The sequence below is a fragment of the Halorubrum sp. PV6 genome (assembly GCF_003990725.2).
In the GTDB taxonomy this organism is placed as follows: Archaea; Halobacteriota; Halobacteria; order Halobacteriales; family Haloferacaceae; genus Halorubrum.
This window is the reverse complement of the sequence record NZ_CP030064.1, coordinates 2,414,395-2,425,932: the sequence shown is the minus strand read 5'-3', so window position 1 is coordinate 2,425,932 and position 11,538 is coordinate 2,414,395. Positions and strand designations below refer to the sequence as shown.

At 66.3% G+C, this 11,538-nt stretch carries 9 protein-coding genes; 4 read left to right on the top strand and 5 right to left on the bottom strand.

The genetic code is table 11. From position 1 onward, the window contains the following. Window positions 1-2: 2 nt before the first annotated feature. Both DOS48_RS26085 and DOS48_RS26080 read right to left on the bottom strand, forming a co-directional pair. Window positions 3-422: an Hsp20/alpha crystallin family protein gene (locus tag DOS48_RS26085; protein ID WP_127118511.1), complete on the bottom strand. Its 420-nt coding sequence runs from the start codon at window positions 420-422 to the stop codon at window positions 3-5. Between the two features lie 346 nt (window positions 423-768). Further along, the gene (locus tag DOS48_RS26080) at window positions 769-1,554 is read right to left on the bottom strand and encodes an alpha/beta fold hydrolase (RefSeq protein WP_127118510.1); all 786 of its coding nucleotides are present in this window, start codon (window positions 1,552-1,554) and stop codon (window positions 769-771) included. Between the two features lie 224 nt (window positions 1,555-1,778). Between DOS48_RS26080 and DOS48_RS26075 the strand changes: the two genes are divergently transcribed. Together DOS48_RS26075 and DOS48_RS26070 are read left to right on the top strand one after the other, a co-directional pair. Beyond that, window positions 1,779-2,030: an Hsp20/alpha crystallin family protein gene (locus DOS48_RS26075; RefSeq protein ID WP_127118509.1), complete on the top strand. Its 252-nt coding sequence runs from the start codon at window positions 1,779-1,781 to the stop codon at window positions 2,028-2,030. Beyond that, entirely contained in the window at window positions 2,027-4,294 is a 2,268-nt protein-coding gene (locus DOS48_RS26070; protein ID WP_127118508.1) for a CDC48 family AAA ATPase, read from the top strand. The genes DOS48_RS26075 and DOS48_RS26070 overlap by 4 nt, the downstream gene beginning before the upstream one ends. 35 nt (window positions 4,295-4,329) lie before the next feature. Here the strand turns inward: DOS48_RS26070 and DOS48_RS26065 are convergent, their stop codons facing one another. Beyond that, window positions 4,330-4,569 carry a hypothetical protein gene (locus tag DOS48_RS26065; RefSeq protein ID WP_127118507.1) on the bottom strand — a complete coding sequence of 80 codons (240 nt, stop codon included), beginning with the start codon at window positions 4,567-4,569 and terminating at the stop codon, window positions 4,330-4,332. A gap of 425 nt (window positions 4,570-4,994) precedes the next feature. Between DOS48_RS26065 and DOS48_RS26060 the strand changes: the two genes are divergently transcribed. Then, a complete protein-coding gene (locus DOS48_RS26060; protein ID WP_127118506.1) occupies window positions 4,995-8,141 on the top strand; it encodes an adenosylcobalamin-dependent ribonucleoside-diphosphate reductase in 3,147 nt (1,048 codons plus the stop codon). 158 nt (window positions 8,142-8,299) lie between these two features. On the opposite strand, the gene glnA is transcribed toward DOS48_RS26060, so the two are convergent. Continuing rightward, the gene (gene glnA, locus DOS48_RS26055) at window positions 8,300-9,670 is read right to left on the bottom strand and encodes a type I glutamate--ammonia ligase (protein ID WP_127118505.1); all 1,371 of its coding nucleotides are present in this window, start codon (window positions 9,668-9,670) and stop codon (window positions 8,300-8,302) included. 126 nt (window positions 9,671-9,796) lie between these two features. On the opposite strand from glnA, the gene lrp reads away from it, so the two are divergent. After that, window positions 9,797-10,258, top strand: a complete 462-nt coding sequence (gene lrp / locus DOS48_RS26050) for an HTH-type transcriptional regulator Lrp (protein ID WP_127118504.1) — start codon at window positions 9,797-9,799, stop codon at window positions 10,256-10,258. Window positions 10,259-10,263: 5 nt separating this feature from the next. Here the strand turns inward: lrp and DOS48_RS26045 are convergent, their stop codons facing one another. Further along, entirely contained in the window at window positions 10,264-11,484 is a 1,221-nt protein-coding gene (locus DOS48_RS26045; protein ID WP_127118503.1) for a phosphoglycerate kinase, read from the bottom strand. Window positions 11,485-11,538: the final 54 nt, after the last annotated feature.

Here is an 11,538-nt window from a genome sequence, read left to right as displayed (position 1 = left end):
CGTCAGGCGTCGCCGGACTCGTCGGTCTCGTCGGGACCGTCGCCGCCGGTCTCGGTGCCGTCGTCGCCGGCCTTGTCGACCGGGATCGTTCGGGAGGTGCTTTCGGTTCGCTTGGGGATCGTCACTTCGAGGACCCCGCGGTCGATCTCGGCGTCGGCATCGCTCCCGTCCGCGTCGCTCGGGAGCGGGAGTTCCGCGTCGAGGAACAGCGGTCGGTCCTCGCGCACGTAACTGAACCCCTCGGGGATCGACTTCTCGCGGCGTCCCTCGATGACGATGCGGCCGTCCTCCGCGAGGACCTCGGTGGTCTCGGCGGTGGCACCGGGGAGGTCGACGACGAGGACGTAGCCCTCGTCGGATTCGAGCAGATCCGCAAACACCGCGTCCGGGAGGTCTCGGAGCGCATCGCGTAACGCTGACATATTCACCGGTACGGTCGCTGCGGCGAAAAAGGTGTGGAAAAGGGAGCCGTTCCCCTCCCGCCCGGTTCGGCCGTTGCCGCGTCTCGGCGAACGATTTAAATAGTGTCGTGTGGTACCACGTATCACGAGGTGAGTAGAGAGAACATCAACAACGGTTATCCACCGCAGTCGACGGCCACACACCGTATCGAGTTCTGTCCAGGCAGCTTCCAGACGCGGGCCGCGCGTCCCTCGCCGGACGCGACCCGCCAGACCGTTTCGTTCGTCGCATCGACTTACATCGCCTTCTTCACACCGACCTATACCGCCTACTTCGCACCAGACAGCACCGCGGACGCGAGCTCCGCTAGTTCGTCTCTGACGCCAGCCGCGAGCAGAACGCCGTCAGCGCCGCGTTGAACGCGGCCGGCTGTTCGAGCATCGCGAGGTGTGCGGCGCCTTCGATCACCGCGCGCTCGCAGTCGGGGATCCGGTCGGCGAGGTAGTCGTGATACTCCACGGGCGTGAGCGCGTCGTGTTCGCCCACGACCGCGAGCGACGGGACCGCGATATCGTCGAGCCGGTCGCGAACATCGAAGGTGTGACACGTCTCGAAGTCGCGTTCGGTGACCGCTCGTCCGCAGTCGCGCATCCCGGCGCGCGACAGGGCGACGTACTCCGACGGCGCGTCGTGGAACAGCCGGTCCGGCTGGTGGAGCATCTCGACCGCGCGGCCGAAGTCGGAGGCGAGCGCCTCGCGGAGCGCGTCCGCGACGGCGAGTTTCGCTCCCGTCCCGGCGAGAACGAGGCCGTCGAGCGGGAGGTCACGCGCCACGGCGACCCACAGGGCGACGGCGCCGCCCAGCGAGTTGCCACAGAGGACGGTCGCGCCCGTTTCCGCTGCCACGGCGGCCACGTCGTCCGCGTACGCGTCGAGCGTCTCGGGGCCGGCGGGCGTGTCGACGTCGTCGCTGTCGCCGTGTCCCGACAGATCGAGCGTGACTACCGGACACTGGTCGCTCAAGCGCGCTTGCGCCTTCCAGACGTCTTTGCTCCCGCCGCTCCCGTGCACGAAACAGATCGTCGGTCCGTCGCCGCCGCGGTCGGAAAACCGATAGGCCGTGTCGCGGTCGTGGTGGGTGACCCGCTTCATGCTCGTTCTCCCGCGCGGGAGTTTATAAACATCCGGCGGTGCGGCGGCGCTGCCACGAACGGGACGACCGACGGAAGACGCTCCCGTCACCGGACGGGGATCGCCGGACGGGTTCGGGGTCGTGGAGCCCCGAACCGCAACACTACCGATGCGCCTGTAACATCTCACGTCATGCGATTTTCAGCGATATATTTAAATACTCTCGCGCCTAACTTGTAGTTAGCATGGATATACAACAGACCCGTTCGACCGGCGATGAGGTGCTGTTTCGCCGGTACGAGTACGAGGACGGCTGGGTCGTCGCTGCCGATCTGGGTGCGGACACGGAGAACGTCTCCGTCGACACCGTCGGTACCACCGCTATCGTCGTGATCGAAGGGGACGGCGACCCCGTCGAGTCGGAGTTCGAACTGCCGGGCGCGGCCGACTCGGTCGCCGTCGAGAACGGCGTGGTCACCGTGGAGGGGAGCCGATGAAACTCACCGTCAGACCGCTGAAACAGAAGGACGCCGGGCGTCGCCTCGCGGCGATAGACCGCGTCGCGGCCGACGAGCTCGGGCTCTCCGGCGGCGACATCGTCCGCGTCGAGGGCGCCAACGGGGCCGCCATCGCGCGCGTCTGGCCCGGCTACCCCGAGGACGACGGGAGCGGCGTCGTCCGCATCGACGGCCGGCTCCGCCAGGAGGCGAACGTCGGCATCGACGACCGCGTGACCGTCGAGTCCGTCGACGTCTCGCGGGCGGAGTCGGTGACGATCGCTTTCCCGAGCCAACTCCGCGTCCGCGGGCAGATCGCCCCGTTCATCCGCGACAAGCTCTCCGGACAGCCCGTGACCGAGGGGCAGACGATCCGCACCTCGATGGGCTTCGGCCTGATGGGCGGTCAGTCGCAGGCGGTCCCGATGAAGGTCGCCTCGACGACCCCGTCGGGAACGGTCGTCATCACCGACGACACCGAGATTTCCATCTCCGAGGTGCCCGCCGAGGAGCTGACCGAGCGGAGCGCCCCCGGCGACGGCGCGGGCGACGGGCCTGACGTGGCCTACGAGGACATCGGCGGGCTCGACGGCGAACTCGAACAGGTCCGCGAGATGATCGAGCTCCCGATGCGGCATCCGGAGCTGTTCAAGCGGCTCGGCATCGACCCGCCGAAGGGCGTGCTCCTCCACGGCCCGCCGGGCACGGGGAAGACGCTGATCGCGAAGGCCGTCGCCAACGAGATCGACGCGAGCTTCCACACCATCTCCGGCCCGGAGATCATGTCGAAGTACTACGGCGAGTCCGAAGAGCAGCTCCGTGACGTGTTCGAGGAGGCCTCGGAGGAGGCGCCCTCGATCATCTTCATGGACGAGCTGGACTCGATCGCGGCCAAACGCGAGGAGGCCGGCGGCGACGTGGAGCGCCGCGTCGTGGCCCAGCTGCTCTCGCTGATGGACGGGCTCGAAGAGCGCGGCGAGGTCGTCGTCATCGGCGCGACCAACCGCGTCGACGCCATCGACCCCGCGCTCCGGCGCGGCGGCCGGTTCGACCGCGAGATCGAAGTCGGCGTCCCCGACCGCGACGGTCGCAAGGAGATCCTGCAGGTCCACACGCGGAACATGCCGCTCGTCGACGAGATCGACTTAGACGAGTACGCGGAGAACACCCACGGCTTCGTGGGTGCGGACTTAGAGTCGCTGGCGAAGGAGTCGGCGATGCACGCGCTGCGGCGCATCCGCCCCGAGATCGACTTAGAGAGCGACGAGATCGACGCTGACGTGTTGAACTCGATCCAGGTCACCGAAGACGACTTCAAACAGGCGCTAAAGGGGATCGAACCCTCCGCGCTCCGCGAGGTGTTCGTCGAGGTACCCGACGTGAGCTGGGACCAGGTCGGCGGCCTGGAGGGGACGAAAGAGCGGCTCCGCGAGACGATCCAGTGGCCCCTCGAGTACCCCGAGGTGTTCGAGGAGCTCGACATGCAGGCCGCCAAGGGCGTCCTCATGTACGGCCCGCCGGGCACGGGGAAGACGCTGCTCGCGAAGGCCGTCGCCAACGAGGCGGAGTCGAACTTCATCTCGATCAAGGGGCCGGAGCTGCTGAACAAGTTCGTGGGCGAGTCCGAGAAGGGCGTCCGCGAGGTGTTCAGTAAGGCCCGCGAGAACGCGCCGACGATCGTGTTCTTCGACGAGATAGATTCGATCGCCACCGAGCGCGGGAAGAACTCCGGCGACTCCGGCGTCGGCGAACGTGTCGTCTCCCAGCTGCTGACCGAGCTCGACGGGCTCGAATCGCTGGAGGACGTGGTCGTCATCGCGACGACGAACCGGCCGGACCTGATCGACTCGGCGCTGCTCCGCCCCGGCCGGCTCGACCGGCATGTCCACGTGCCCGTGCCGGACGAGGACGCGCGCCGGAAGATCCTGGAGGTGCACACGCGCGAGAAGCCGCTGGCGGACGACGTCGACCTCGACGCGATCGCCCGGAAGACCGAGGGCTACGTCGGCGCCGACATCGAGGCCGTCGCTCGCGAGGCATCGATGAACGCCTCGCGGGAGTTCATCGGCAGCGTCTCGCGAGAGGACGTGGGCGAGTCCGTCGGGAACGTCCGCGTGACGATGCAGCACTTCGAGGACGCCTTAGACGAGGTGAACCCGAGCGTCACTCCCGAGACGCGCGAGCGCTACGAGGAGATCGAAAAGCAGTTCCGGACGTCAGAGGTCGATCGTCGGGGCGACGAGCTCGGCCCCGCCTTCCAGTAGGGTCCGGATCGCAGCCGCGAGCCGCCGCGGTTTTTTTAAATAACGCCGAACGTCGTCAGCAGATAGAACGCCGCGACGAGGACGATACCGATCGTGACGAGCCGCCACGCCAGCTTCAACACGAACTTCCCGAGGACGATCACGACGGCGACGGCGAGGAGCGCGACGAGTAGCTGTCCGGGCTGGCTGGCGAGGAGGCCGGCCTGCAGCGGTACCGAGGCCGCGAGCGCGGCGAGCGAAGCAGTCATGTCACGGTTCACGGCGAGGCCGCTGATAAGCTTATGGGCCGCGTCTCGCGATCCGTTCTCGAACTCTGACAGTTTACCCGAGCGGAACGGGCGAAAGACCGACGATCGATCACCCGAATCCGCGCCCCGCGCGGCGGCGTCCTCGGACGACCGGACGGACGACGCCGGCTCGAACCCCCCTTCTGTTCCGGTGGGAAACGCCTCTGTTCTCGGGGTTTTCTCGGCTGCCGATCAGTTTCACTCCGGTCTGGCTACGCTTATGTGTACGGAGTCCGTCCGTTGGTGACGTACCGAAACTCCCGTCAGACGCGCGGCACAGCCGTTGTATAACGAAGCAAACAGATAGACGCCTGTCGGGTCTTCGTATCCGAACCTACAAGGGCCCGCCACGCCAGTACACCAACACTACAGATGACCCATATTGCACGTCAACCGAGCGGGGTGGCCGTCGAATGAGCAGCGACGGCGTCGCCGCCGACGAACTCGAACTGCCGATCAAACGAACCACGGGCGAGACGATGGAAGAGCGGCTCACCGCCAACGCCTACAACAACATCCTCCCCGCGCGCTACCTCCGGAAGAACGCGGACGGCGAGGCGATAGAGAACCCCGAGGAGCTGTTCGACCGCGTCGCGCGCAACGTCGCGCTCGCGGAGGCGGTCTTCGAGTCCGAAAAACAGGACGTCGAGATCACGGTCACGCCGGACCAGCTGAAGCCCGACCACCCGCGACGCGACGAACTCGCCGCGGAGGTCTTCGGTGCGGGTACGACCGTCGACGACGACGCGGAGACGACGCTCACCGCGCACAACGTCAACAAGTTCGCGTACGACACCGTCGTCCCCGAACTCCCCGAGTCCGTGCGCGACCACGTCGAGGCGACCGCGGACCGGTTCCGCGACGGGATGGAGCAGCTCTCCTTTATGCCGAACTCGCCGACCCTGATGAACGCGGGCGACGAGCTCCAGCAGCTCTCCGCCTGCTTCGTCGACTCTCCCGGCGACGACATCACGGACATCCACCAGACCGCCAAGGAGGCGGCCGAGGTGTTCCAGTCCGGCGGCGGCATGGGGTACGCGTTCTGGAAGCTCCGCCCCTACGGCGACTCCGTCGGCTCGACCGGCGGTATCGCCTCCGGCCCGATCACCTTCATGCGGACGTTCGACCAGATGTGCGAGACCATCGCGCAGGGCGGCGCGCGCCGCGGCGCACAGATGGGCGTCATGCGCGTCTCGCACCCCGATGTCATCCAGTTCATCCACTCGAAGAACAAAGACGTCTCCCTGGCCCACTCGCTGCGCCTGAACGACCCCGACGACTTTACGCACAACTCCTTCGCGGACGCCTTAGAGGAGGCGCGCGAGCTGATCGACGAGGACGGGAAAGTCCCCGAGCACCTCCGGAACGCGGTCGAGGGCCACCTCTCGAATTTCAACATCAGCGTCGGCGTCACCGACGACTTCATGGAGGCGCTGTACAACGACGAGGAGTTCACCTTCACGAACCCGCGCACGGAGGAGCCCCACGTCGCGACCCCCGAGACGAAAGAGATCTACGATATGTTCGGTCTCGGCGAGCACGTTGAGGTCGGCGAGGTCCTCTCGATCCCGGCACAGGAGCTCTGGGACGACATGATCGAGGGCGCCCACGAGAACGGCGAACCGGGCGTCATCTACCTCGAACGGGTGAACAAGGAGCACTCCTTCGACGTGGAAGAAAACCCGGACCACCGGATCCTCGCGACGAACCCGTGCGGCGAGCAGCCGCTCGAAGAGTACGAGGCCTGTAACCTCGGGCATATCAACCTCTCGACGCTCGCGGCGCAGGACGCACCGGACTGGCGCGTCTGGTCTGCGGAACACGCCGACGAGTACGACTCACAGGAGGCCGCGATGTCGGCGTTCTTAGAGGAGGCGATCGACTTCGAGGAGTTCGACGAGCGGATCGACTACGGCACCCGCTTCTTGGAGAACGTCGTGACGATGTCGGACTTCCCGGTCGAGAAGATCGAGGAGAAGGTCCGCGACATGCGGAAGATCGGGCTCGGCGTCATGGGGCTCGCACAGCTGTATATCCAGCTCGGCATCCAGTACGGGACCGAGCCGGGCAACGAGGTCGCCCGCCAGCTGATGACCCACATCAACCACGCGTCGAAACAGACCTCCCACGAGCTCGCCGAAGAGCGCGGGACGTTCAACGACTGGGAGGACTCGAAGTACGCGAATCCCACCGAGTACCGCGACTGGTTCGAACACTACACCGGGCTCGACGCCGACGAGTGGGCGGACGGCTTCCCGATCCGCAACCACAACACGACGACCATCGCGCCGACGGGCACGACGTCGATGATCGGCAACACCACCGGCGGCTGTGAGCCCATCTACAACGTCGCCTACTACAAGAACGTCTCCGACGACGTGCAGGGCGACGAGATGCTCGTCGAGTTCGACGACTACTTCCTCCGCACCTTAGAGGAGAACGACGTCGACGTCGACGCCGTCAAACAGGAGGCCCAAGACCAGATGGCGACCAACGAGTTCGACGGCGTGGACGGGTTAGAGACGGTCCCGGACGCCATCGGCGAACTGTTCGTCGTCACCGGCGATCTCTCTGGCAAGCAGCACGCGTCGGTCCAGTGTGCCTGTCAGGAGGGCGTCGACTCCGCCATCTCGAAGACGTGTAACTTCCCGAACGACGCCACCGCCGAGGAGATGGAAGAGGTGTACCGCTACATCTACGACCACGGCGGGAAGGGCGTCACCGTCTACCGCGACGGCACCCGCTCGAAGCAGGTGCTCACGACGCGCGCGAAGAACACGGAGTTCGCCGACGAGGCCGAGGCGGCCGAGACCATCGTCGAACAGATCGGCGAGGTGTTCGGCGGCATCGAGTCGTTCCTCGACAACGAGGACGTGCAGGCGCAGATCGACGCGGAGATTTCCGATCTGCTCGAAGCCAGCGAGCAGCCCCGGATCGACTACAGCGAACGCAGCCCGCGCCCCGACTCGCTGAGCGGCGTCACCCAGCGCGTCGAGACCGGTTACGGGAAGCTGTACGTCACCATCAACGAAGACGAGCACGGTCGGCCGTTCGAGCTGTTCGCGAACATCGGCCACTCCGGCGGCTACACCAACTCCTTCACCGAGGCGCTCGCGAAGGTTATCTCGACGGCGCTCCGCTCGGGGGTCGACCCCGAGGAGATCGTCGACGAGCTCCACGGCACCCGGAGCCCGAAGGTCGCGTGGGACAAAGGCGAGCAGATCCAGTCGATCCCGGACGCCATCGGCACCGCGCTCCGTCGCTACCTCGACGACGAGATAGACAAGGGCATCCCGCAACAGCAGAGCCTCGACGACGTCGAGGGCACGGCCGAACCGGCGAGCCAGACCGACGGCGGCGCGGTCGACGCCGACGCGGCGACCGACGCGCCGAGCGGTCCCGGCCCGGCGGCCAAGGACGACGCGGCCGGTGCGGACGACGCGACGCAGGAACTGATCGCGGCCGGCGAGTCACCCGAATGTCCCGAGTGCGGCGGGATGAACCTCTACTACTCCGAGGGCTGCAAGACGTGCGAGTCGTGCGGCTGGTCGGAGTGTTGAGGTAACGCGGCGTCACAGCAACTGCGGCAGTTCTTTTTATCGGTCGTCAACGCGGGTCGGTTCCCGTCGCGAGCGAGGGGTGCAACTACGCGGGTCGAGAAATCGCGAGCGAACCGAGCCGAGCCGCGACAGCCGAAAAAATCCGGGTCGTGCCGTCCTCAGAACGTCTCGAGGTAGCGGTCCTCTTCCCACTCCGAGACCTGGGTGAGGTACTCGCTGAACTCCTGCGACTTCGCCTCGGCGAACTTCTCCGAGGTGTGCGGACCGAGCGCTTCCTGCATGACTTCGTCGGCCTCCAACTCCTCGACGGCGGCGCCGAGGTTCGGCGGGAGCGTCTCGATGCCGTACTCCTGGCGCTTCTCGTCGTCGAACTCGTAGATGTCCTCGCGGACCGGGTCGCCGGGGTCGGCCTCGGTCTTGATCCCGTCGAGGCCGGCGGCGATGAGCGACGCCATCCCGAGGTACGGGTTACAGGACGGGTCGGGGCTGCGGACCTCGAAGCGGGCGGAGACGCCGGCGGCGTCCGGGACGCGGACGAGCGCCGAGCGGTTCGTGTCGGACCAGGCGACGTAGATGGGCGCCTCGTAGCCGGGCACCAGGCGCTTGTAGGAGTTCACGGTCGGATTCGTCACGGCCGTGAACGCGGGGGCGTGCTCTAAGATGCCGCCCATGAACTGGTAGGCCGTCTCGCTCAGGTTGAACTCGTCGGAGTCGTCGGCGAAGGCGTTGCCGTCCTCGTCGAAAAGCGAGATGTGGCTGTGCATCCCCGAGCCGTTGATGTCGGCGATCGGCTTGGGCATGAACGTCGCGTGGAGGTCGTGCTGCTCGGCGACCGCGCGGACGACCGCGCGGAACGTCGCGATGTTGTCCGCGGTCGTGAGCGCGTCGTCGTACTTGAAGTTGATCTCGTGTTGGCCCTCCGCGACCTCGTGGTGGGAGGCTTCGATCTCGAAGCCCATCTTTTCGAGCGTGAAGATGATCTCTTTGCGCACGTCGGACGCGAGGTCCTTCGGCGCCAGATCGAAGTAGCCACCGTTGTCGTGGGGGATGGTCGTCGCATTCCCGTCGTCGTCCTTCTCGAACAGGAAGAACTCCGGCTCGGGACCGATGGAGACGGTGTAGCCCATCTCCTCGGCCTCTTCGAGGACGCTTTTTAAGACCTGCCGCGGGCCGCCGACGAACGGCTCGCCTTCGGTGGTGACGATGTCACAGATGAGCCGCGCCGCCCCGCTGTCACCCTCCCCGTCGCTGCGCCACGGGAGCACCGCGAACGTGTCGGGGTCGGGGACGAGACGCATGTCCGACTCCTGGATGCGAACGAACCCCTCGATGGAGGAGCCGTCGAAGTAGATCCCCTCGGTGAACGCCTTCTCCGCCTGGTGGGCCGGCACGGAGACGTTCTTTACGACGCCGAGAATGTCGGTGAACTGGAGGCGAAGGAAGTCAACGTTTTTCTCCTCGATCTCGTCGAGTACTGCCTGTTCTTCGGCCGTGAGGCCGCCGTCTGGTTTCGCGTGTTCGTCCGTCATGTTCTGGACGTTTGTTTCCTTATCTGCCAGTATAAAGGCCTTATCGCTTGGTGCATGAACCGCCAGTCGCGCAAGAATGCTGGACGTTCGTAAAATTATAAACCCCTGACGGCGTGATTAGCTGTGATGACGTACGAAAACCTCGACGCGAAACTCGTCAACTCCCTTCTCAGCAACGGGCGGGCGAGCCTCAGAAGCCTCGGCGACGAACTCGACGTATCCGTGACGACGGTGTCGAACCACCTCCGCGATCTCGAAGACGAGGGCGTGATCCGCGGGTACACGCCCATCGTCGACTACGACAAACTCGGCTACGACGTGACCGCCGTCCTCCAGCTGAAAGTGGAGGGGAGCGCGCTCCCGGCCGTGACCGAAAAACTCCGCCAGGAGAAGCAGATGGTGAGCGTCTACGAGGTCACGGGCGACTACGACGTGATCGCGATCGGCAAGTTCACCGACACCGACGGGATGAACGACCAGATCAAGTCGATCCTCACCGACGCCGACATCCGCGAGTCGAACACGAGCGTCGTCCTCAACGCCGTCACCGAAAACGAGCAGTTCGACCTCGATTTAAACGAAGAGTAGTTCGCCTACCGATCTGCGGCCGCCGTCAACGCCTCGACCGCCGGCAGCGGCTCGCCCGTCAGCGCGCGGATGTACGCGCCGCCCGCGATGGAGACGTGCGAGAAGTCGGCCTCGTCTAGTCCGTACATCTCGATGGCCCGCGACGTGTCCCCGCCGCCGACGACCGAGAAACAGTCGGTCTCGGATATCGCTTCGAGGACGCCCACGGTCCCGTCGGCGAACCGTTCGTCCTCGAAGACGCCGAGCGCACCCTTCACGAACACGCCGTCGGACTCGCGGATGAGCGGCTCGTAGTCGGCGACCGTCGCCGAGCCGACGTCGAGGTACCCCTCGGTCTTCTCGTCGATGTCGTCGACGGCGACCTCCGCGCGCTCGCCGTCCGCCCCCGCGTACGCGAGGTCCGTCGCGAGGTGGATCGCGTCGCCGCGCTCGTCGAGCACCGACTCGATCAGCTCGCGGTTGCGCTCCCACTGCTCGTCGAACAGGTCCATCTCGCCAACGTCGTGGCCGACGGGGTGTCCCGCGGCGCGCAAGAAGAGCTCGCCCGCGACGCCGCCGAGCAGGAAGCGGTCGACCCGGTCGTCTAACGCGTCCATCACGCCGATCACGTCGGTCGCCTTCGTCCCGCCGACCACCATCGTCACCGGCCCGTCGAACTCGCGGGTCGCGATTGCGGTGTTCGCCTCGTACTCCGTCTCCATCACGCGGCCGGCGTAGGCGGGCAGCGCGAGCGGGAACCCGACCAGCGAGGCGTGCTTGCGGTGGGCCGCCGAGTAGGCGTCGTTGACGTACGCGTCGAAGTGCGGCGCGAGCGTCCGAACGAACTCGGTGTCCGCCTTCTCCTCCGGCGACTCCTCGGGGAGTTCGTCGTCGCACATCCGGGTGTTCTCCAGCAGGAGGACCTCGCCCGCGTCGAGCCCGTCGATCGCGGCGAGCGCCGCGTCGCCGTACGTGTCCTCGACGAACGCCACCTCGCGGTCGACGTGTCCGGCGAGGATGTCGGCGTGGCCCGCGAGCGACGTGAAGTCGTCGCGACCGGGGCGGCCCTGGTGGGCCATCAGCACGACGCGGTGGCCCGCCTCGGCGAGTTCGCGGACCGTCTCCGCGTGGCGCTCGAAGCGGCGGTTGTCTTGGGGCGTGCCGTCCTCTATCGGGGAGTTCAGGTCGAGTCGAACGAGGACGCGGCTCTCTGCTGGAACGTCGTCGATGGTGTCGAACGCGGCCATTGTGTGAGTGTCGTCGATGGAATATTTAAGGGGTGGCTCTCCGGGGAAACGTTG